Origin of the sequence: Sellimonas caecigallum (assembly GCF_019754295.1) — a bacterium.
Taxonomy (GTDB): domain Bacteria; phylum Bacillota; class Clostridia; order Lachnospirales; family Lachnospiraceae; genus Sellimonas; species Sellimonas caecigallum.
Window position 1 is genome coordinate 1 of sequence record NZ_VIRV01000004.1, and the last position, 22,483, is coordinate 22,483.

The window sequence follows — 22,483 nt, forward strand, 5'->3', positions numbered from 1 at the left end:
TTCCGTTTTCTGTCTTTGTGTGCAAAGTCAGCTTGTGTATTGTATGATAAGCAGTTCTACCGCCATGGTATCGGACAGCTTTCCTGTCTTTACATCCGTCTCCGTCCCGGCGCAATCCTCAAGTATCCGGCGAAGCTCTTTTTCTGTAAAACGCTGCCCCTGCGCCAGATATTTTCCCACAGCAAAAGGCGGTACTTTCACTTTCTGGGCGATTTCTTTTTTCCCATATCCTCTTTTCAGGAGATCGCATGTCTCCATGAGAATCCTAAACTGCCTGGCCATGAGATATAAAATCCGCATAGGCGGCTCTTTCAAAGCCAGAAGATCATAATAATAACTAAGAGCCATCCTCTGCTTTTTTTCAGCCACAGCGTTGACCATGTCAAAAATCTGATTGTCGATGTGAGTTGTGCAGACTGCCTCGATATCTTCCATGGTAATCTCTGGCTTTTCCAGGGTATAACAAAAAAGTTTTTCCAGTTCCCCGTGGATATTCTCCATATCGTCCCCCACCTTGGCAAGAAAATATGTGGCAGAAGACTGGCTGATCTGTTTTCCTTCTTTTTTGATCATTCCAAGAACCCATCTAAGCAGCGTATTGGCATCCTGTCGGCCAAGCTCTACCGTTCTTCCTTTGTCTTTGACGGCTTTGTAAAGCTTTCCTCTCTTGTCCACTTCACTCTCCACAAAAACAAAATACGTCGTCTCTGGCATCGTTTTGATATAATCGGCAAGGGCCTGAGATGCCGATTTGAAAAAGCCGGTATCTTCCATGACAATGAGTCTTCGCGGCGCAAAAAAAGGCATCGTCTCCGCCAGATCGATGATCTCCTTTACGTCCGCCTCTTTCCCTTCATAATATCGGTAATTCATCGTATCCCCGCCCGGAAGCATAGCTTCAGAGAGCCTATCTTTATACTGTTTCTTTAGATAGCTCTCTTCGCCATACAATAAATACACCTGTTTTAATTGTCCTGTCTTCAAATCTTCATTCAAACTTTTCATACCGCTATTCTAGCATAGATCCGCTTTTTCCGTAAACACTTATTCCGAAATTTTTGCTTTCCTTCTCCCCTACGCTAGACCGTGTTCTTCCAGCCAGTCAGACAAAAGCGGCTTATTCTTTTTGAGCTTTGCCGCACGGATCCGAAACTGCACCGCAGCCAGGAGCGAGAAGGCCATGAACAGGATGGCCAGAAAAATCAGACATCCTGTCACACTTTCTCCTCCGCTTATCGTGCTTCGAAATGCCTTTACTGTGTAAGTAAACGGTACAAAATGATGAAGCAGCGGTACAAAATCTCCAGATACTTCCACCGGATATGTCCCTGCGGACCCGGAAAGCTGCACAACCATAAAGATCAACATCAGAAAACTTCCCACTTTTCCCAGAAAACTGGTAAAGAAATACATGACAGACATAAATGCAAGCGATGCCACACAGGCCGTCAGCACCGTCTGTCCCCACCTGACAGGGCGGAAACCGTCAAACAAGTACAGCGCCTGAACCATAACGATAGCCTGGGCGACTGCCACAAAATAAAGTACCGATGCCTTACTGAACCACCATTCTCTCCCAGAGCGCAGTTTCCCGCTGAAACTGTTCAGAGGATACATGAGGCTGAACGCGATGCACCCTACCCATAACCCTACCGACATCATGTAAGGTGCCATGGCATGACCATTGTTCGGCATGACTGTCATCTCTGTTTCCTTTGTGTCCACGGGAGCTGCAAACATATCGACAACAGAACTTCCTGTATTTATACTTCCTAATTTCTGCGTCCCCTCTTTCAGATTTTTCGCCAGTATGTCAGCTCCTTCCCGGATGGTACCCATCCCTTCTCCCAAACTGCTGCTTCCTTCAAAAAGAGCGTTCGCTCCGTCTGCGATCTGTCCTGCTCCATCTGCCAGACGTTCAGCCCCAGGTGTCATAGTCAAAGCGGCTTCTGCCAATTTTTGAGTTCCTTTTGTAAGAGCGCCGGATCCTTGTTTTATAGCCTCGATTCCCTGCCCGATCTGTTCTGCCGAATCCTGGAAGGTATTCATCCCATTAAAAAGGATTGCGCTTCCGTCTGAAGCTGCGTTGACTCCTTCCGTATAATCCTGCACTCCTTCTGCCAGAATCTCTGACTGCTGCCTGAGCATCTCTGCAGCGGTTTTCAGCTGTTGTGTTCCTTCAAGACTTCCCGCTGTATTTTCCAGCAGTTTGGCTGTACTGCTGAGGGCAGTCGCCGCATCCCTCATCTGTTTTGCCATATTGTTACCTTCCTGGTAATTCTTTTCTGCCGCATCGACAGCCTCCTTTGCGATTTCTGCCAGTGTCTGTACTTCCCCCGTTATCTGGGCATTTTCCAGCTTCTCCTTTAACTCGGACGGATTGGAAAAATCCGCGGTATTCCCAAGAGCTTGCGAAATGCCTTGCAGTTTTGCGGCCAGGGAAGAAATCGCCGCGGTATCTGGAGTCTGATTTAAAACTTTGGAAATCTGTTTCATGCCTTCCGAAATCTTCCTGGATCCTTCCGCCAGAGATGTGGAATTTCCGTATTCTTCTCCTACCACACTCTGAAGACCAGATTTTAGCTTTCCTGTTCCGTTTTGTAAATCAGACACTCCACGGGAAAGATCTCCGTACGCACCGGACAGACGTACCAGATTTTCTTCCAGCTGTACCGCCCCTTTTTCTGCTTCCTTAAGTCCACCGGTATATTGCCGGATACCTTCCGCCAGAGTTTCGCTTCCTTCCTGAAACATCAGTGTACTGTCACAAAGTCTGTCCAGATTCTGTGTGAGCACATTATTTCCATCTACAACTTTTTCTGCCCCCTTTTCCAGGCTATCAGCCCCCTCTGAAGCCTGTTTCATTCCTTTCTCTGCTTTCTGCATACTGTCAAAAAGCACCTGGGCATAAACCTTTGTCACTTCCTTTCGGACAGAACTTTTAATTTCTTTCATCGCCGTCCCGCTCATCTTAGAAGCGATATAATTTGTCCCCGGATTTGTCTCGCAGAAAATCTCCATCTTTTTCGGTGTTTCCTGTGTAAGTGTGGCTGCATTGGCAGAGAAATCTTCCGGGATCGTCATGACCATGTAGCAGTCTCCATTCGCCAGCCACTTTTGTGCGGCCTTTTCATCGGTAAACCGGAAATCAAGAGAACGGTCTTTTTTCAGTTCTTCAGTCAATTTCTTTCCGATCTCCAGCTTCTCTTCCCCGTACACAGCCGGTCTGTCTTTGTTTACTACAGCCACCGGCAGCTGATCTGCCTTCCCATAAGGATCCCACATAGATCCAAGAAACAAAGTCGTATAAACAGATGGAATCGCAATGACTGCAATAACTACCAGCATCAATATTTTGCTGTGTATAAGTTTCTTCCACTCCTGTCTTATCATATCCAATATCTCCCTTCTTTTGTTTCAATGCATATGTCTATTAATAGACATATGTTTATTAATAGACATTGTGTTGATTTTCTTCGCAGCATGAATTATACTGAAACAAAAAAGAAAAGACAACCAGCAGATCATGGACTTCCTGATGATTAATCGACATCTGCAGGATATCATGTCTGTTGTTTATAATTTTTTTAGATTTATAATGGTATTTATGATAATAAGGAGGCAACACTATGGCATCAACTGACCGAAGAGTAAAAAAGACGAAGGACTGCCTAAGAAAAGGTCTGGCGGAGCTTCTGGAAGAAAAAGGAATCAATGATATCACGGTAAAAGAGCTCACGGACAGGGTAGACATCAACCGCTCCACGTTTTACCTGCATTACCGGGACATCTACGACATGATGGAGCAGATTGAAGATGAACTGGTACAAAAGATCGATGAAGCGATACACGCTCATCCTGTCAGCCCTTTTGGGGAAAATAGTTTTTCGTTTATTGAGGATATCTTTTCTATACTGGCAGCAAACAAAGAGATCTGCTCAGCCCTTCTTGGAGAAAACGGCGATATCTCCTTTCTCCACAGAATCGAAGAGCTCCTTTCTGAGCACAGTCTGAAAGTCCTTCGCGATACCTTCCCTGATAAAATGGGAAATTTGAAATACGCCTACTCATTCTGTCTGTCCGGATGCGTGGGACTTATCAAGACATGGCTGTCCGGAGGGCATGAAGCAAGTCCTCATCATATGGCCAAGCTGACTTTTTCCCTTATTTTGAATGCGATGAAAACCCAGCGCTGAAGGTAGTTTTATGTTTTACTGATCCCCCAAATATTTTTCTACAGTCATCGTCTCCCCATCTGTCCGGACGGTAATGGCTCCACATTCTTTCGTACAAAGATATGGGATATTTTGTTCTTCAAGCCGCTTTACCGTCTCCTTGGACGGGTGCCCATACCGGTTGCCCTGCCCGGCTGAGATCACTGCCAATCCCGCATGATTCTTTTTCAGGAATTCATCCGTCGTTCCTCCCTTCGATCCATGGTGGGCCACTTTCAGGATGGAATACGTCTGCCGACGTTTCATATCTGCGAGAAAGCTCTCTTCCCCGTCTCCTTCCATATCCCCGGTAAAAAGCATGGAAAAGTTCCCGTAAGTCAATTTGAGAAGCATGGATGCGGCATTTCCTTTTTCTCCGTCGTAGGATGAGGACGGACCGACGCATCGGATCTCCATCCCCTTTTTGTCCCAGACAGTCTCTCCTTCCCGGATTTCTTTTATCTCCACTTTCTGTCTGACCGCTTCCCGGGCAAGTTCTAGCAACACTTCATCCCAGAGCCGCTTTTCGGGCAGGACCAGACAGTGGATCTTTACCCCTACTTCCTGGCGTTTTAGCATATCCCGTATCCCGCTTATATGGTCTTCATCCCCATGGGATACAAAGACGTAGTCCAGTTCTCCGACTCCTCTGCTTTCAAGGAAGGGTTCCAGCGTATATTTTGCAAGTTCTTCCTCGGTTGTGCTTCCCCCGTCGATCAGGATGTTCCTATTGCCCGGACTTTTGATAAAGATCCCGTCTCCCTGGCCTACATCTACCACAGTCACTTCCATCCGGCAATCGAATGTCTTCCAATTTCCAAGAAGTATGATCCCGGCAAACAGAAATATCGATACAAGAATTTTCTTTTTCCATCTGGCTACACCGAAAAAGATAAGAATTATGACCAGAAGATACAGTGCCGACTGCCACAAGGCAGGACATCCTGTAATTACCCTTGCAAACGGAAATTTCAGCATAATCTGACAGTTCCATTCATAGAAGGACAGCACCGCCTTTGCCGCAGCAAGCGGGACATCTGCCAGAAACGGACAAACGACACAGAGAATGCTCCCGAAAAGTCCTGCTCCCATGACAACAGACATCATCGGAATAACCCACATATTTATAAGGATGGAATAAAGCGGGAATTCGTAGTAGGAAGATAAAAGTACCGGAAATGTCAGAGCTTGCACGCAAAATCCAGACCACGCAGCCTCACGGATTTTTGCCAAAAATCCCGGCTTCTTTTTCATTTTCAGAGGCTCCGATATCGTCTTCTTTTCCCTCCTTTCCTCCGCCCTCTCTCTTTGTCTTCGCGTTATGTCTCCCCCGCCCCACAGAGCAAGGATCGCCCCAAAAGACAACAGGAAACCTGCATCCTTGAGATACAAAGGTTCCAGTCCCAATATCACGGCGGCTGAAAGTGCAAGGCTTGTCGGCATATCGTAGACTCTTCCGGACACTTGCGCCCCCATGCGGCATGCAAACATGAGGACAGCTCTCCTGGCAGACACAGAAAATCCAGTCATGACCGCATACGGGAGGAGCACTGACATACCGGCTGCCGCCGCTGCAGCAAAAGGTATCCCCGCCTTTCTCGCACGCTTGTATACAAATACGCCCACAAAAGAGACGTGGAGCCCCGAAACCGCCAGAAGATGTGCGATCCCGTTTTTCTGATACAGCTCTTTCGTCTCCGGCTCCATGCTGCTTTTATCTCCCAGCAAAATGCCTGACAAAACCGCGCCCTTGTCCTGACCCAGCCTGCGTATAAGTTCTTCTTTCCAACTTTCCCGAAGCCGGAAGAGCCATTCTTTCCAGTATATGATGTTGTCGTCTTTCAATTTGATTGTTTTCGGAATGATGCTTCCGTAGATTTGTTGTCTCTGATAATAAGAACGGGAATCAAATTCCCCTGGATTTGACGCTTTGTCAAATAGATAAAAGACACCTGTTACCTGGATAGAATTTCCAATCTTCAGATCTCTTTCTTTTGAGTCATATAAGACATACCTGCTTTTCCCCGAGCGGATATACCATGTGGGGCCTTTCTCCCGTCTGGTTTTCTCCTCTATGACTCCGGTTACGCACACGCTCTTTCCTTCCATGGAATACACTTCTGGCGGGAGATTTCCTTCTTCTCCCGCCAGAAAGATCATATACCTTATCATCAGAAAAAGAATGCACGCTGTCATGAGCGGTCTTTTTCTCACTCTTTTTCTTCTCCTTCCACAATATCCAGATTTCTGGACAGCGGCTTGTCAAGTTTCACGCTCTCTCCGAAATTGATATTACTCTCCCCGTTAATGGAGATCTGCACCTGACTTGTGCTTCCTCCTGCCGTTATGGAATTCACGATGGAATAGATCAGCACTTCCGGCTTTACGTTTGTCTTGACATTTAAGAGTTCCTTGTCAAAATTCACATAGCAGACCTGATCTTTCGTCGAGACGCTGAGTATTTTGACATTCTGAGGTACGGTCGGGTATGCGTCCGAGGACGCAGGCCCTTTTAAAAGTTGTTCGAGGATCAGCCGATCCATCGAGATATTCGTATTATATCGGACGTTGCTTACCGTCTCTTCCACAAGCTTGTCCCCATTTTTGTTGGCAAAATAGAGCGTCAGCGTTACCGTCTCGTATGAGTGGAGAGAAGACCCGATATTCTGGACAAAATCTTCGCCCCTCATAAGCCCTATCGGATTATTGTCCGCTCCCATAAGCGGCTCGCCTCCCACAAAGAAAGACACATACGAAACTCCGCTGATCTGAACAAGCGTCTTTACGACAGATGCTCTCAAAAGCACCTCATCCGAACTTTTCAGCGAGCTATATTTCTTATTGAAATGGACCTGAACCTGCTTTCCGTCTATTACTGCCTGCTCAATCTTAACTCCTTTTTTAAACGGCGTATAGTAGTCTTCCGCGTCTGCATCCGGGGAAACCAACTTGCCAAGGACTTCCGAAATCTGCTCTTCCATTTCCTCCGACTGGATTTCGTACGGAACTTTTACAAGTTCTGTCTTATCTCGATTCAGATAATAAAGCCCAAAACCGTTTTTCTTTACTCTGTCTCCTCTTCCGCATCCGAACAGGAGGCCTGCTGCCAGCAAAACGGTAAGCATAACTGCTAAAACTCTCTTCATATCCTCCTCCTGTTACTTCGCACTGGCTACATACTTCAGAGGCATCCGCACAGTAAAAGTCGTCCCCTCTCCCTCTTCACTGTATACTTTGATGGCTCCACGATGCATGATCACTGAGTTTCTCGCGATTGCAAGTCCAAGACCTGTTCCGCCGATTTCCCTTGAGTGAGATTTGTCTACCCGATAAAAGCGTTCAAAAATGTGTTCCTGTGCCTCTTTCGGAATCCCGATTCCAGAATCCGTTACCTTCAGATAAAAAAACTTATGATCCGCGTTGAGCGATACATGTACCCATCCGTTTTCATGGTTATACTTGATGGCGTTCTCCACAAGATTGCTGACACACAGGGAAAACTTCGTCTCATCGATCTCTGCCTCCACCGGGCGGAAAGATTCAAAAAGCACTTCTATGTTCTGCTTTTCCGCGATAGGACGAAGTCGTTTTAAGATACGTTCCACGACTTCATTGATATTGAGATTTTCAATATTCATGTCCGTCGTCGTCTTATCCATCTTGACAAGAGAGAGCAAATCGTTGATGATCTTGTTTTCCCGCTCGATTTCCTCCGACATGTCCGCCATAAACTCCCGGTACAGTTCCGCCGGCACCTCCTCTTGCGCCAGCAGCGAATCCGCCAATACTTTCATTGAAGTGATGGGAGTCTTCAGTTCATGGGAGACATTGGAAACAAACTCCTGTCTCGATTCATCCAGGACTTTAAATCTCTCGATCATCTTGTTAAACGCTTCAGAGAAACGTTTCGTCTCGGCAAACGTCTCTTCGTGCAGATAATCCTCATCGTAGCTTTCCGTCATACTCTGCACCGCCTTCGTCATCCTGTTCATCGGACGCATGATATACATACTTGCAAAAAATGACAAAACAGCAAGCACCACAAGCGCCGTGATCACGACGATATCGATCGTCTGCTCCAGATTATCCTGGATAGAAAGTATGTTGTCGGTAGAAATACTGGCAAGCAGAACTCCGACAGTCTTTCCGCTGGTGGTCTCCTGAATAGGAGTTGTGATCTCTATGTAGCTATTTTTGTCATCGTATCTGCTGATACTTTCGCCTTCAAAACAGCGCACTACATCTCCTGATATGACTGTTTTCCCGATGTCGGTCCCGTATGTGTCATCCACGATCTTATAAGAACGGTCGATAACCAGAACACGCCCATTATAGATATTGGAAAACTGTGTAAGCTCCGCGTCAAATGTCTCAGACACACCCCCGGACATAAGACCGGAAGAAGAAGCCTGATTGCCTAGTATTGTGCATTGATTCTGAATCTCCGCCATCTTGAACGATACGATGTGGCCTTCATTGGATTTCAAAACCACTCCCCTGATGATCAGACATGGAATCATGCCTGAAATGATAATCATCACCATCAAAAGCAGCCTGAGGCTTTTGAACAGATGGTGTCTTATCTTGATCTTACCCCCTAAAATAATAACCAACTCCCCACTTCGTATAAACATATTTCGGATCGCTTGGATTTGCCTCGATCTTCTCACGCAGTCTTCGGATATGTACGTCTACCGTGCGCGCATCTCCCGGGTACTCATATCCCCATACAAGATTTAAAAGGTCTTCCCTCGAATACACTTTGTTCGGGTTGTGTGCAAGAAGTTCCAGAAGATCGAATTCTTTTGCCGTGAGATTGATTTCCCGGTCCTTTGAGAAGACTCTCCTGCTTTCGCAGTCCAGTTTCAGATCTCCCTTTTTGATAACTTTCGAATTTTCTGCTTCCCTGTCTTTTTTCCCGGTCCGGCGCATGATCGCTTTGATCCTGGCTTTTACTTCCAGAATATTAAATGGTTTTGTGATGTAGTCGTCTGCTCCGTACTCAAGCCCCAGTATTTTGTCCATATCGTCTCCTTTTGCCGTGAGCATGACGACCGGAACATCTGAAAACTCGCGGATCTGCTGACAAACTTCGAAACCATCCAGTTTCGGAAGCATGATATCCAAAAGGATCATATCATAGTTATTCTCTCTCGCACAGGCGAGCGCCTCCTCTCCGTCATATGCGCAGTCCACTTCCATACCGTCCTGTTCCAGACTGAAACGGATCCCTTTTACGATCAACTTTTCATCATCTACGACCAATACCCTTTTTGCCATATTTCTCCCTCGCTAAACTGTAATCTTATCTTTCATTTTTTCGAAAACTCCTTCCTTGATCCCGGATATTTCCATGATCTCTTCGATGGAATCAAACCCTCCATTCTCTTCTCTGTAAGACAAAATGCTGTCTGCCTTTGCCTCCCCGACACCCGGCAGCGTCATGAGCTCTTCCCTGGAAGCTTCGTTTAGGTTGACTTTTCCTTCTTCCTTTTGTCCTCCTGCCTGACTTCCAGCAGCATCTTCTTTTGTTTCTCTTAGAGCATCCGCTTCCTCCGATGACGGCACGTAAACTTTTGCCCCGTCTTTTAAGATCTCGGCCTGATTCAGATAAGAAGCTGACGCTTTCTCCGTCATACCGCCCGCCTTTTCGATGGCTTCGTAGATCCTGCTTCCGTTTGGCAGCTCCACGACCCCCGGCTTCCTTACTTCTCCGCAGACATACACGACAAGGTTTTCCTCTTTTGTATTTTCCTCCGCCTCTTTTTTATCGTCTGTGTCCGCCTGTGCTTCGTCTTTTTGCTGCTCTTCTTCCGGTGTTTCCTCCTGGTCGGATACAGGTATTTCCCGAAGGGAATCCCCTCCCTTTTTCCCGCATCCGATCATCCCGATCAATACCACAAGTATCACAAGACAGAGTTTCCGTATTCTTTTTTTCTGCATACTTCTCCTTATCGTACAGAACGATAAGCCCCCTCTATGCGATAGTTCTATTGTAGCGAATTTTGTTTTAAATTACAACTCTATTTCCATTGGAAAATCGCAATTCCCACAAGAGCCAGCAAAAGCCCGGCCGCTTTTTTTAGTTCAAAGGGCTGTTTATCCACACCGAAAAGCCCCATCAGCTCTATGAGATACGCCACGATCAGCTGTGCGATAACAATCAGAAGCGCCGCTTTCGCAGGACCAAGCGCATCCATGCTTCTAATGACTGTCCAAGTAATGCCAGCTCCGATAGCTCCGCCAAGGAGCATGTATCTTGGATGGACGTGCAAAAGTTCTCCCACAGGCTCCCTGCCCATGGCCGCCCAAACGAACAGACAGACGATAAAAGCGGAAAACTGCACCCACATATTGCTGACCCACATTCCCGCTGTTTTCGTAACCTGTGTGTTGAATACTCCCTGGACACTCATGAGAGCTCCTGATATCAAAGCAATAATAAACCCGGTCATACTGGAATCCTCCTTCCTTCTTCTTGAAGTATGATTCTTTCCAGTATGCCGGGTTTCTATGCATGCAGTCTTATTCCAAAATCTCTTTCAGAATCGTGATCATGCGGTCTACCTCTTTCTCTGTAATGATGAGAGGCGGCACAAACCTCAGAACATTGCTCCCAGCCCCAATCACAAGCAGACCTTTTTTCAGCGCTTTCCCTGTGATTTCGGAGATTGGTACCGTCATCTCAATTCCTTGCATGAGTCCTTTTCCTTTTCGTTTCACGACACAGCTGTATGTGTCCACAAGCTCATCCAGCTTTTCTGCCAGATATGTCCCTACTTTCCTTACATGTGCGGGGATATCCTCCCTTTCAAAGATCTCTGCTGTCTTTGCTACAGCCGCGCAGGCAAGCGGGTTTCCTCCGTATGTTGTCCCGTGATCTCCCGGTGCAAGGGAAAATTCCGCCACTTTTTCCGTCATAGCGAAAGCTCCTACCGGAAATCCGTTTCCGATGGCCTTTGCCATTGTCAAAATATCCGGTCTTACACCGAACTCCTGCCACGCGAACATAGAACCTGTGCGTCCCATTCCACACTGGACTTCATCGCAGATCATGAGGATTCCTTCGTCATCACAGAGCTTTCTGATGCCTTTCATAAATGCTTCCGTTGCCAGATTGATACCGCCCTCCCCCTGGAGAGGTTCCAGGATAATGGCACATGTCTTTTCATTTACAAGCTCTTTTACACTGTTAAGGTCATTGTACTTTGCAAAACGAACGCCGGACAAAAGCGGCTCAAAAGGCTTTCTGTACGCTTCATGACCGGTCACGGACACTGCACCGAAACTCCGCCCATGAAAGGACTCTTCCATGGCTATAAACTCATAGCGTCCTGTTCCTTTTGTATATGCATATTTCCGCGCCGCCTTCAGAGCGCCTTCCACTGCTTCCCCGCCGCTGTTTGTAAAGAAAATCCTATCCATTCCGGACAGTTTTTTCAACGCTTGGGCCGCTTCCTTCGTCCTCGTGTGAAAATATAGATTTGACGTATGACACAGCTTGTCAATCTGCGCTTTCAGCGCCTGGTTCCACTCTTCGTTTCCGTATCCGAGGGAACACACCGCGTAACCTGCCGCGAAATCCAGATACGCATTCCCTTCCTCATCGTACAGATATGCCCCTTTTCCGTGATCCAGCACGACTGGAAAAGGATTGTACGTATGTACAATGGCATCCTGCACCTCTTTCATATATTGATTATCCATGATAATATCGACACTCCTGATCGTTCAGAATCGCTGTTCCGATTCCTTTATTTGTAAAGATTTCAAGAAGCAGACAGTGCGGAATACGCCCATCCATGATATGGATACGGGATACCCCGTTCTCCAGCGCATGGATGCAGCTTTTGAGTTTTGGGAGCATACCGCCTTCAATGTATCCATCCCTGATCAGCCCAAGGGCTTCCTCCGCGGAAAGTTCCGGAATGAGGGTAGACGGATCATCCGGATTTTTGTACACACCTTCAATATCCGTTAAAAACGCCAGCTTTTCCGCATTGACCGCGCTTGCGATCTTGCACGCAGCCTCGTCCGCATTGACATTGTATGCCTGGAAATCGTTGTCCAGACCTACAGAGCAGACAATCGGGAGAAAATCTTTCTCGATGAGATCAAACAGGATCTTCGGCTCCACGTCGCATACCGTCCCCACGTAACCGATATCCTCTCCGTCTGCGTATTTTCTTGTCACTTTCAAAAGACCGCCGTCCTGTCCGCTGATACCGATTGCTTTGATCCCAAGTTCTTCTACAAGCTGTACAAGCTTTTTGTTGACTTTGGAGAGAACCATCTCAACGATTTCCATCGTCTCCTCATCTGTCACACGGAAACCATTCACAAACTTCGGTTCCTTTCCAACTTTCTTTACCCATCTGCTGATCTCCTTGCCGCCGCCGTGGACAATGATCGGTTTGAAACCACATAGTTTCAGAAGAACGACATCCTGGATGACCCGTTTTTCCAGTTCTTCATCCAACATGGCGCTTCCTCCGTATTTTACAACGATGATCTTCCGGTTGAATCTCTGGATATATGGCAATGCCTCAATGAGCACTTCGGCTTTGTCCAGATATTTTTGCATACTCTTATCCATCCCTATTACCTCCTAACTTCTGTAGTCTGCATTAATCTTTATATAGTCATATGTAAGGTCGCATCCCCAGGCGGATGCTTTTTCCCCTCCCATCTTGATGTCGGCAAGGGCGATGACTTCCGGCTGAGAAAGAATCTTTGTGGCATCTTCCTCGCTGTAGGCCACCGCTGTGCCGTTCTCAATGATCTGGATCTTACCTGCGCTGCTCACAAAATACAGATCCACTTTTTCCGGGTCAAAGGATGCTCCGGAATATCCCATGGCACAGAGGATACGTCCCCAGTTTGCGTCATGTCCTGCGATGGCTGTCTTCGTCAGATTAGAGCAAACGATGGATTTTGCCAGTGTCTTTGCCTGTTCTTTTGATTCACATCCAACGACCGTCGCCTCAAAAAGGGCTGTCGCCCCCTCCCCGTCGCCTGCGATCCGTTTTGCCAGATACACATTGATCTCGTGGAGCGCTTCCGCGAAGGTATCAAAATCCTCCGTCCCTTCTTTGATCTCTTCATTGCCCGCAGCCCCGTTGGCAAGAAGGAGCACGGTGTCGTTTGTGGAGGTGTCGCCGTCCACAGAGATCATGTTGTACGTATCATCCACATCCTGGCTCAGCGCCTTCTGAAGGGCTTCTTTTCCGATGACTGCATCGGTCGTGATAAAACTGAGCATTGTGCACATATTCGGGTGGATCATTCCGGATCCTTTTGCCATCCCTCCGATGGTAACGGTCTTGTCTCCGATCTCGATCTCCACTGCCAGTTCCTTCTCTTTTGTATCTGTCGTCATGATCGCTTTTGCCGCCAGCGTGCCGTTCTCAAGGCTGTCATTTTTCTTTTTGACAAGTTCTCCTACCCCTGCTTTGATGCGATCGATAGGGAGCTGTTTTCCGATAACTCCTGTGGATCCAAGCACGACGCTTCCAGACGGGATCCCAAGAGCTTCCCCTGCCGCCTTCGCAGTCTCTTCACAGTATCCCATCCCTTCCGCGCCAGTGCAGGCATTTGCAATTCCGGAATTTACAACAACCGCGTGGACCGGCTGACCGCTCTCCACGATCTTTCTGTCCCATTTGACCGGCGCCGCTTTCACGACGTTTGTCGTAAATGTCCCTGCTGCCACACAAGGCTTTTCACTGTATATGAGCGCCATGTCTGTCCGGTCCTGATACTTGATCTTTGCCGCTGTGCTGGCAGCTTCAAATCCTTTTGCTTTTGTCACTCCTCCTGTTACAACTTTCATGTTCCGCTTCCTCCTGTTATTTGATAAATGTCGTAATATTCTCCTCATTCAGTGTAAAATCATAATAATTCAGATCTTCCCGTTTTGTCCATCCGATCTTATTCCAGAATGCATTGCCGATGTCATTTTCCGTAAATGCGATGAGGGATACTTTATTTATGCCTTCTTCCCGCAGAGCATGCATGGAAACGGCCACCATCTGTTTTCCGATGCCGTGTTTCCGATAAGCTTCTTCTACACAGACGTGGTAAAAGCAGCCGCGCCGTCCGTCATGTCCGCAAAGGATGCATCCCACGATCTTTCCGTCCGCCTCCGCCACCACGCTGGTGGTAGGATTCCTTTTCAAAAACCGCTCTACCCCATCCCTGGAGTCGTCAATACTGCGTATCCCAAACCCGTGTATGCTTTTCCAAAGTGCATACACCTGATCATAGTCTTCGATTGTCATTACCCGAATTGTCATTTTTTATTTTACTTTACGGGAACATCGGAACAAGATTGAGGCCTTCGTTTTCCGGAAGGCCAAACATGAGATTCATGTTCTGTACCGCCTGTCCTGCCGCTCCTTTCACAAGATTGTCCATGGCTCCCATCATGATGATCCTTCTTGTCCTCGGATCGATCTTGAAGTTCACGTCCACGTAGTTGCTTCCCTCCACCCATTTCGTCTGAGGGCAGACATCTTTTTCCAGAACACGTACAAACTGTTCCTTTTTATAATAAGCATCATATATTGCTTTTACTTCTTCATAGGACACTTCTTTCTTCAGTGATGCGTAACCTGTCACAAGGATCCCTCTGTTCATCGGCACAAGGTGCGGTGTAAAATTCAGCACGGTTGGTACTCCGGAAGCATATGTGAGCTGCTCCTCGATCTCCGGTGTGTGGCGATGTCCGGCCACCCCGTATGCCTTGATGTTTTCATTAACTTCGCAGTAGAGGTTATCTACCTTGGCACCTCTTCCCGCCCCTGACGTCCCGGACTTGGCGTCAATGATCAGTGTATTCATATCGATAATCCCTTCTTTTGCAAGAGGATACACGGACAAAATGGAACAAGTCGGATAGCAGCCCGGATTGGCAACAATCCTTGCCCCTTTTATCTTTTCCCTGTTGATCTCACAGAGCCCATATACTGCTTCGTCCAGAAACTGCGGACTCTTGTGCTCGATCTTGTACCACTGCTCGTACGTCCGCTGATCCTTGATGCGGAAATCCGCGCTCAAGTCAACAACCTTTGTTTTGGAAAGAATCTTCTCATTCAGCAAAGAAGCGCAGAATCCTTGCGGTGTCGCAGTAAAAATCACATCCACCTTATCTGCCAGCTCTTCCATATTATCGTCTTTACAGATGTCGTCCACGATCTGAAACATATTTTGGTAGACATCCGCGTACTTCTTATCTATATAACTTCTGGAGCCATACCATTTGATCTCCGTATCTTTATGTCCCATGAGGATCCTCACAAGCTCGCCGCCTGCATATCCTGTAGAACCGATAATCCCTGCTCTAATCATACACTTTATTCCTTTCTCTTTGTCACTCAAAGCCTTGTAGCTTTTAGTATACAACCAGTTTTTTTCTTTCGCAAGTATATTTACGCATATTTTTTGTATATTTATTCCAGTAAATTGCATATTTTTTTGTGTAATATGCATTTTATAATATTTTCTCTATTTTTTCCTTGCATATTTATGTAGAAAGGTGTATAGTAACTCATGTGATTTGCAAAAACAATTTTTCAGGAGGACATAGATTATGAAAGAAAAAGTGGTACTTGCGTACTCAGGCGGTCTGGACACAACCGCGATCATCCCATGGTTAAAGGAAAATTTTGATTATGAAGTCATCTGCTGCTGCATCGACTGCGGTCAGGGCGAAGAACTGGACGGACTGGAAGAACGTGCAAAATTATCCGGAGCTTCCAAATTATACATTGAAAACATCATCGATGAATTCTGTGACGACTATATCGTTCCTTGTGTACAGGCCGGAGCAGTCTACGAAAACAAATATCTTTTGGGCACATCTATGGCCCGCCCGGGAATCGCAAAAAAATTGGTGGAGGTTGCAAGAAAAGAAGGCGCCACAGCAATCTGCCACGGTGCTACCGGAAAGGGAAATGACCAGATCCGTTTCGAACTTGGCATCAAGGCTCTGGCTCCGGATCTGAAGATCATCGCTCCTTGGAGAATGACAGATATCTGGACAATGCAGTCTCGTGAAGAAGAAATCGAATACTGTAAGCAGCACGGTATCGACCTTCCGTTCGATGCAAGCCACAGCTATAGCCGCGACCGTAACTTATGGCACATCAGCCATGAAGGGCTGGAACTGGAAGACCCGGCTGTGGAGCCAAACTACGACGATCTTCTCGTCCTTGGAGTGACACCGGAAAAAGCGCCGGATGAACCGGAATATGTGACAATGACTTTCGAAAAAGGTGTGCCAAAAAGCTTAAATGGAAAAGAGATGAAAGTTTCCGAAATCATTACTGAATTAAATAAGCTTGGCGGAAAGCACGGGGTCGGCATCGTGGATATCGTGGAAAACCGTGTTGTTGGCATGAAGTCACGCGGTGTGTACGAGACACCTGGCGGAACAATCCTGATGGAAGCACACCAGCAGCTGGAAGAACTTGTTCTTGACCGCGCTACATACGAAGTTAAAAAAGACATGGGAAATAAACTGGCGCAAGTTGTCTACGAAGGAAAATGGTTTACACCGCTTCGCGAAGCAATACAGGCATTTGTAGAATCCACACAGGAATATGTGACAGGAGAAGTCAAATTCAAACTCTACAAAGGCAACATCATCAAAGCCGGCACGACATCCCCGTACTCTCTGTACAGCGAATCTCTCGCAAGCTTTACGACAGGAGAACTTTACGACCATCACGACGCAGATGGTTTCATCAACCTTTTCGGACTGCCGCTCAAAGTGCGCGCTATGAAACTGGCTGAAGCAAATAAGAATAAATAAGCATAAAAAGGGGCGAAAACGCCCCTTTTTCGTGTCATTCTTCTACCCTCACATTACTTCATCAATGACTCTTTTTGCATTTCTATACCATATTTTTTCTACCTGACGTTCGGTAAACCCATTTTTTAAAAGCGCCTCTTTCAATACGTCTATCTCCCCGATATTCTCGATCTCCATCCTTGCAGCGCCGTGGAATCCATCAAAGTCGGTCCCGATAGCCACAAAGTCCTCGCCGCCTTTTTGGAACATATGTTTTACATGGGCAACCATTTCTTCAATCCGGCATTCATCTGTATTTCCCAAAAAGTGTTGGTAAAAATTCAGACCGGCGATCCCGCCCTTTTCCGACAGCGCCCGGATCTGTCCATCTGAAAGATTTCTTGGATGCTCTTTTATAGCTCTTGCATTAGAGTGGGATGCCACAGGCGGTTTGCTGCTGTAACGGATCACATCCCAGAATCCCCCTTCCGACAAGTGCGACACATCCACGATCATACCAAGCTCGTTCATCCGCTCTACCGTAAAGATTCCAAACGGTTTCAATCCTTTTCCCATTACATCCGGATCTTTGCTGTTTGGATATCCCATGCAGTTTTCGTAATTCCATGTCAGAGTGATCAGACGGATCCCCATCTGCCAGAGTTCTTCGATCCTTGCGGAATCATCGTGGATGACACCTCCTTCTTCCAATGTGAGGAACGCGGAAATCTTCCCTTCTCTCTGATTGCGCTCAAGGTCTCTTCCGTTTCCTGCAAACGCGATCTCCTCTGGATACATCCAGATCTGTTTTTTCAGGCAGGATGCCATGACACGGACATATTCATAGGCCTGCTCGTACCTGGACTTTCCCAAAAATTCATCCATACAGATAAAGCAGGCAAAAAACTGTGCAGCCGATCCCGCTTTCCTGAGTTTTTCCAGATCTACTTTCAGGTTGTTCTTTCGCAGGTCCTTTGGTGTTTCTCCCGAAAGCATCTCATAGATGGTATCACAGTGCATGTCAATCAAATTCATAAGCGGAGGCTCCTTTTCATATGGTAGTATAGTCTAATATAAGCGGAAAGGAATCGATATATGAAACAGAAATGCCCTTCCATCGGTATCGTCGTCTGCGCACGGGAACGAAACCGGATTTTCACAAGTCTGCCATACATCCAGTCTGTCGCCGACCATGGCGGAATGCCTTTTTCCATCCCTTATTTCGAAGATTATCCGCCTTCCTTTTTCCGGGAATGCGAAAAAAAATTCGACGGATTTCTCTTCTGCGGAGGCGGCGATATCAATCCTTTGCTCTTTCGAGAACTGCCGTCCGGACATCTTGGAGACACTGATTTTTCTTTCGATCTCTTCCAGCTCCGATTTATGACCGATCTGCTTGAACATTCCCGAAAGCCAACCCTCGCTATCTGCAAGGGGATGCAGATTCTCTCTATCGCCTGCCAGGGCAGTATTTATCAGGATTTATCCGAAAACCCGACATTTTTCAACCACAGCTATCCTTCCAGATACCGTTCTGAGCCGGCCCACACGATCCGGACTGAAGAAGGAAGCCTGATCAGGGAAATCCTTGGGGAGACGGCCCGGGTCAACAGTTTCCACCATCAGGGAGTAAAAACAGCCGGCTCCGGTCTCATATGCAGTTCCTATGCTCCGGACGGTATGCCCGAATCCATCGAAGGGACTTCCCACCCTTTCCTGCTTGGCGTACAGTGGCATCCGGAATGCATGTATCTGTCTTCCAAAAAAATGAGCCGCATCTTCTCCTTCTTCCTTGGCTCCTGCTGACATCTGCATCCAGGATTTTTCACTCCCCGGTGTTCGTGCTAAGACTCAAATGGATAGACGACTCCCCATGTTTTCCGGAGCTCATCCATCTGCCGCATCATATAGAGTGTCTCACTGTGGGGCATCTGCGGGCATTCAGTCCTTCCTTCCTGGATCGCCTTTATGGCTGCCCGCACTTCGTACTCGAATCCCGTGATCTGTTCCGGGACAGTCATCTCCCGTACCAGTCTTTTGGCATTGTCGTATACCTGGATCCGGTTCACGTTATTGATATTCCACGCGATCAGATATCCTTTGTCTCCGTAGACAATGCCGGCCTGCTCCGTCCCTCCGAGCATACTGCTGTGCATGGACGCTATGCACCGGTCACTGAACTGGAAGACCGCTGTATTCTGGGCGTCTACTCCTGTCTCCAGCTTTGTGCAGCATGTAGTCACAGACTGAATCTTGGCATCTGTTACCATCCGGATAAAGGAAAGAGGGTAGATTCCCACATCCAGAAGAGCTCCCCCTGCCAGCTCCGGTTTGCGCAGTCTCTCCACGTGATCGATCTTGTATCCAAGGTTCGCCGTGATCATATGTACTTTTCCGATCTCTCTGCCTTTGACGATCTCATCGATCATTGTCCTGGAAGGAAGGAATCTCGTCCACATTGCTTCTCCTACAAAGATCTTTTTTTCCTCTGATATTTTCAGGACTTCTTCTGCCTGAGCAGCGTTCGCTGTGAAAGCTTTCTCGCAGAGCACCGGTTTTTTGTGTTCCAGACAAAGCTTGATATGTTCATAATGGTGGGAGTGGGGCGTGGCTATATAGACAAGCTCCACTTCCGGATCCCGGAGCATCTCTTCGTATGAGCCGTACGCCTTTTCAAACCCGTTTTCCCCGGCAAATTTCTGCGCTTTCTTAAGATTCCTGGAAGCCACGGCATAGCCTTTTGCATCTTCCATTCCATTTAATGTCTTTGCCATAGTTCCCGCGATGTTTCCCGCGCCAATGATACCAATCTTCACGATCGTTTTCCTCCTTTTCATGATCTTCGCTATCACGATTTTACCACATTCATCTTCTCCATGCCACACCCGGAGGGGAGGAAGACGGTTTCGAAAAAATGCTGTTGCCTCTCCCGAAAAAACAGAATGACAAACGTTCTTTTTTCCTGTACAATAGTCTGAGATTCTGATTCATACAAAGGAGTTTGATTTATCATGAGTATTTTGAACGTAGAGCATCTCACACATGGATTTGGCGACAGAGCCATCTTCTCCGACGTCTCTTTCCGCCTTCTGCGCGGAGAACATATCGGGCTTGTGGGCGCAAACGGAGAGGGAAAATCTACTTTTTTTAATATTGTTACCGGACATCTTACACCGGATGAAGGGAAAATCGAGTGGGCAAAGAATGTCCGTATCGGGTATCTGGATCAGCACACTGTTCTTGAAAAAGGGATGACCATACGGGACGTACTGAAATCTGCTTTCTCCTGGCTTTTCCAGCTGGAAGAAAAGATGAACGTTATCTGCGATTCCCTTGGCACTGCATCTGAAGAGGAGATGACAGAAATGATGGAAGAACTTGGCACGATCCAGGATATGCTCGCGATGCATGATTTCTATGTGATCGACGCTAAGGTGGAGGAAGTAGCCCGTGCTCTCGGACTTTTGGACATCGGCCTTGACCGGGATGTGACCGACTTAAGCGGGGGCCAGCGCACAAAGATCCTGCTTGGAAAACTTCTCCTTGAAAAACCGGATATCCTTCTTCTGGACGAGCCGACCAACTATCTGGACGAAGAACATATCGCCTGGCTGAAACGCTATCTCCAGGAATATGAAAGCGCTTTCATCCTGATTTCCCACGACATCCCGTTTTTGAATGAAGTCGTCAACATCATCTACCATATGGAAAACCAGGAACTGAACCGCTACGTGGGCGATTACACTCATTTTGAGGAAGTATATGCTGTAAAGAAAGCGCAGCTTGAGGCTGCCTACCGCCGTCAGCAGCAGGAGATCAGCGAACTTAAAGATTTCGTGGCCCGCAACAAAGCCCGTGTCTCCACGAGGAACATGGCTATGTCCCGCCAGAAAAAGCTCGACAAAATGGAAGTCATCGAGCTTGCCGCAGAGCGCCCAAAACCGGAATTCCACTTTAAGGTTGGGAAAACACCTGGACGTTTTCTCTTTGAGACGAAGGATCTTGTCATCGGATACGATGAGCCGCTCTCCCGCCCGATCTCTATATCCATGGAGCGCGGACAGAAGATCGCCCTTGTAGGAGCAAATGGTATCGGAAAGACAACCCTTCTGAAAAGCATCCTGGGACTCATCCCTTCCCTGAAAGGGAGCTGTGAACTTGGTGAAAATCTCCAGATCGGGTATTTCGAGCAGGAAGTAAAAGGAGAAAACAAAGCCACCTGTATCGATGAGATCTGGGCGGAATTTCCTTCCTTTACCCAGTATGAGGTGCGCTCTGCCCTGGCCAAGTGCGGCCTTACGACAAAGCATATCGAAAGCCAGGTACGGGTTCTAAGCGGAGGGGAACAGGCGAAAGTACGTCTCTGCAAGCTTATCAACCGGGAGACAAATCTTCTCCTTTTGGACGAGCCGACCAACCATCTGGATACGGACGCCAAAGATGCGCTGAAAAAAGCACTTCTGGAATACCGCGGAAGCGTCCTTCTCATCTGTCATGAACCGGAGTTTTACCGTGACGTCGTATCTGAAGTGTGGGACTGCACAAAGTGGACAACAAAAATCATCTAGATAAGTCAGAAAAAAGAGGTATAGCCGCAAGATGGCTATACCTCTTTATTTACAACCCGTAAAATGTGGATCGCCAGAAACCCTATCTCTTCTTCTGGAACTTCCTTTTTCATTTCCCCTGCGATCCACTGGCAGATCTTTTCTGCCGACTCAAACTCTTTTTCGTATTTCACTTTTACAAATTCATTCAGATCCGCCTTTACCGGTTCTCCTTTGCGAATCCTGGCCAGCATATAGTAGATGTGACTCATCATCCGGTTGTATCCAAGAGATTCCTGTTCCAGTCTGATGCCGAAATACTCTTCGATCATGCGGATACTCTGATTGATGATCCTTGTATTTTCCAGCGTTTCCGATACTTTTTCATCCGAACGGGCTGAGTGGACATGAAGAGCGATAAAGCCCACTTCATCGTCCGTGATCTCCTGTCCTGTCATCTCTCTTATGATTTCCCTGCCCTTCTTTGCAATCCGGTACTCTTCCTCAAAGAGAACTTTGATGTCCGGTGTGAATGGATTTGGTATGCTCTTTTTCTCTTCCGCCCGTTTTGCCGCCAGAGCAATATGATCCGCAAGCGGAAGAAGATTATCATGACACACCTTTGCAAACACCGTTTCCGCTTCATCCAGGATCTTCCCGGCTGCCTCCAGGTATACCGGCCGAATCCCGTTTACGACTTTCAGAGCCGATACCTGGGTTCTTCTCGTGACTAAGGAATAAACTTTGGCGTCCTTTATAGGTCCGCTCTCCTCCCCCGGCCTCTTGCCGAATCCGATCCCATTTCCAAGGAGGATCTGTTCTTTTTTTCGTTCTTTGTTCCATGCCAGAACAGCATTGTTGTTCAAAACTTTGATGATCCGATACATCCGTCTCCAAGCTCCTTTTGAGGGGAAGGCTGGATACCTTCC

The 22,483-nt window shown here is 47.2% G+C and carries 20 protein-coding genes; 4 read left to right on the forward strand and 16 right to left on the reverse strand.

What is annotated here, in order from left to right; genetic code table 11:
- Positions 1–27 precede the first annotated feature (27 nt).
- Both holA and FLB61_RS04195 read right to left on the reverse strand, forming a co-directional pair.
- Entirely contained in the window at positions 28–1,005 is a 978-nt protein-coding gene (holA, locus tag FLB61_RS04190; RefSeq protein ID WP_087210522.1) for a DNA polymerase III subunit delta, read from the reverse strand.
- A 69-nt stretch (positions 1,006–1,074) separates the two neighbouring features.
- Positions 1,075–3,393, reverse strand: coding sequence for a YhgE/Pip domain-containing protein (locus FLB61_RS04195; RefSeq protein WP_221919473.1), 2,319 nt, complete (start codon positions 3,391–3,393; stop codon positions 1,075–1,077).
- Between the two features lie 236 nt (positions 3,394–3,629).
- Between FLB61_RS04195 and FLB61_RS04200 the strand changes: the two genes are divergently transcribed.
- A complete protein-coding gene (locus FLB61_RS04200; RefSeq protein ID WP_221919474.1) occupies positions 3,630–4,196 on the forward strand; it encodes a TetR/AcrR family transcriptional regulator in 567 nt (188 codons plus the stop codon).
- 15 nt (positions 4,197–4,211) lie between these two features.
- Here FLB61_RS04200 and FLB61_RS04205 read toward each other — a convergent pair whose 3' ends face one another.
- From FLB61_RS04205 to argC, 11 genes are all read right to left on the reverse strand, one after another.
- Positions 4,212–6,428 carry a DNA internalization-related competence protein ComEC/Rec2 gene (locus FLB61_RS04205; protein ID WP_221919475.1) on the reverse strand — a complete coding sequence of 739 codons (2,217 nt, stop codon included), beginning with the start codon at positions 6,426–6,428 and terminating at the stop codon, positions 4,212–4,214.
- Positions 6,425–7,360, reverse strand: coding sequence for a GerMN domain-containing protein (locus FLB61_RS04210; RefSeq protein ID WP_221919476.1), 936 nt, complete (start codon positions 7,358–7,360; stop codon positions 6,425–6,427). Before FLB61_RS04210 ends, FLB61_RS04205 begins: the two co-directional genes overlap by 4 nt.
- A gap of 12 nt (positions 7,361–7,372) precedes the next feature.
- Positions 7,373–8,848 (reverse strand): sensor histidine kinase, encoded by a 1,476-nt coding sequence (locus FLB61_RS04215; RefSeq protein WP_087210534.1) that lies wholly within the window; start codon positions 8,846–8,848, stop codon positions 7,373–7,375.
- Positions 8,805–9,494 (reverse strand): response regulator transcription factor, encoded by a 690-nt coding sequence (locus FLB61_RS04220; protein WP_087198905.1) that lies wholly within the window; start codon positions 9,492–9,494, stop codon positions 8,805–8,807. Before FLB61_RS04220 ends, FLB61_RS04215 begins: the two co-directional genes overlap by 44 nt.
- Before the next feature lie 12 nt (positions 9,495–9,506).
- Positions 9,507–10,157, reverse strand: coding sequence for a helix-hairpin-helix domain-containing protein (locus FLB61_RS04225; RefSeq protein WP_087198904.1), 651 nt, complete (start codon positions 10,155–10,157; stop codon positions 9,507–9,509).
- 80 nt (positions 10,158–10,237) lie between these two features.
- Positions 10,238–10,669, reverse strand: a complete 432-nt coding sequence (locus tag FLB61_RS04230; RefSeq protein ID WP_087198903.1) for a DMT family transporter — start codon at positions 10,667–10,669, stop codon at positions 10,238–10,240.
- A 70-nt stretch (positions 10,670–10,739) separates the two neighbouring features.
- Positions 10,740–11,921, reverse strand: coding sequence for an aspartate aminotransferase family protein (locus tag FLB61_RS04235; RefSeq protein WP_221919477.1), 1,182 nt, complete (start codon positions 11,919–11,921; stop codon positions 10,740–10,742).
- Positions 11,914–12,810 (reverse strand): acetylglutamate kinase, encoded by an 897-nt coding sequence (gene argB / locus FLB61_RS04240; protein ID WP_087198901.1) that lies wholly within the window; start codon positions 12,808–12,810, stop codon positions 11,914–11,916. Before argB ends, FLB61_RS04235 begins: the two co-directional genes overlap by 8 nt.
- 12 nt (positions 12,811–12,822) lie before the next feature.
- Positions 12,823–14,046 (reverse strand): bifunctional glutamate N-acetyltransferase/amino-acid acetyltransferase ArgJ, encoded by a 1,224-nt coding sequence (gene argJ / locus FLB61_RS04245; RefSeq protein ID WP_221919478.1) that lies wholly within the window; start codon positions 14,044–14,046, stop codon positions 12,823–12,825.
- Positions 14,047–14,062: 16 nt separating this feature from the next.
- Positions 14,063–14,509 (reverse strand): GNAT family N-acetyltransferase, encoded by a 447-nt coding sequence (locus FLB61_RS04250; protein ID WP_087198899.1) that lies wholly within the window; start codon positions 14,507–14,509, stop codon positions 14,063–14,065.
- 13 nt (positions 14,510–14,522) lie between these two features.
- On the reverse strand, positions 14,523–15,563 hold the full coding sequence (argC, locus tag FLB61_RS04255; protein ID WP_221919479.1) for an N-acetyl-gamma-glutamyl-phosphate reductase: 1,041 nt from the start codon (positions 15,561–15,563) through the stop codon (positions 14,523–14,525).
- Positions 15,564–15,804: 241 nt separating this feature from the next.
- Here argC and FLB61_RS04260 point away from each other — a divergent pair, with 241 nt between their 5' ends.
- Positions 15,805–17,028, forward strand: a complete 1,224-nt coding sequence (locus FLB61_RS04260) for an argininosuccinate synthase (protein ID WP_087198898.1) — start codon at positions 15,805–15,807, stop codon at positions 17,026–17,028.
- 48 nt (positions 17,029–17,076) lie between these two features.
- Here the strand turns inward: FLB61_RS04260 and FLB61_RS04265 are convergent, their stop codons facing one another.
- Positions 17,077–18,042, reverse strand: a complete 966-nt coding sequence (locus FLB61_RS04265) for a dipeptidase (RefSeq protein WP_221919480.1) — start codon at positions 18,040–18,042, stop codon at positions 17,077–17,079.
- A 60-nt stretch (positions 18,043–18,102) separates the two neighbouring features.
- Here FLB61_RS04265 and FLB61_RS04270 point away from each other — a divergent pair, with 60 nt between their 5' ends.
- On the forward strand, positions 18,103–18,813 hold the full coding sequence (locus tag FLB61_RS04270) for a gamma-glutamyl-gamma-aminobutyrate hydrolase family protein (protein WP_221919481.1): 711 nt from the start codon (positions 18,103–18,105) through the stop codon (positions 18,811–18,813).
- 38 nt (positions 18,814–18,851) lie between these two features.
- On the opposite strand, the gene FLB61_RS04275 is transcribed toward FLB61_RS04270, so the two are convergent.
- The gene (locus FLB61_RS04275; RefSeq protein ID WP_221919482.1) at positions 18,852–19,823 is read right to left on the reverse strand and encodes a Gfo/Idh/MocA family protein; all 972 of its coding nucleotides are present in this window, start codon (positions 19,821–19,823) and stop codon (positions 18,852–18,854) included.
- 195 nt (positions 19,824–20,018) lie between these two features.
- On the opposite strand from FLB61_RS04275, the gene FLB61_RS04280 reads away from it, so the two are divergent.
- On the forward strand, positions 20,019–21,575 hold the full coding sequence (locus tag FLB61_RS04280; protein ID WP_221919483.1) for an ABC-F family ATP-binding cassette domain-containing protein: 1,557 nt from the start codon (positions 20,019–20,021) through the stop codon (positions 21,573–21,575).
- Positions 21,576–21,610: 35 nt separating this feature from the next.
- On the opposite strand, the gene FLB61_RS04285 is transcribed toward FLB61_RS04280, so the two are convergent.
- Positions 21,611–22,441, reverse strand: a complete 831-nt coding sequence (locus FLB61_RS04285; protein ID WP_221919484.1) for a PRD domain-containing protein — start codon at positions 22,439–22,441, stop codon at positions 21,611–21,613.
- Positions 22,442–22,483 lie beyond the last annotated feature (42 nt).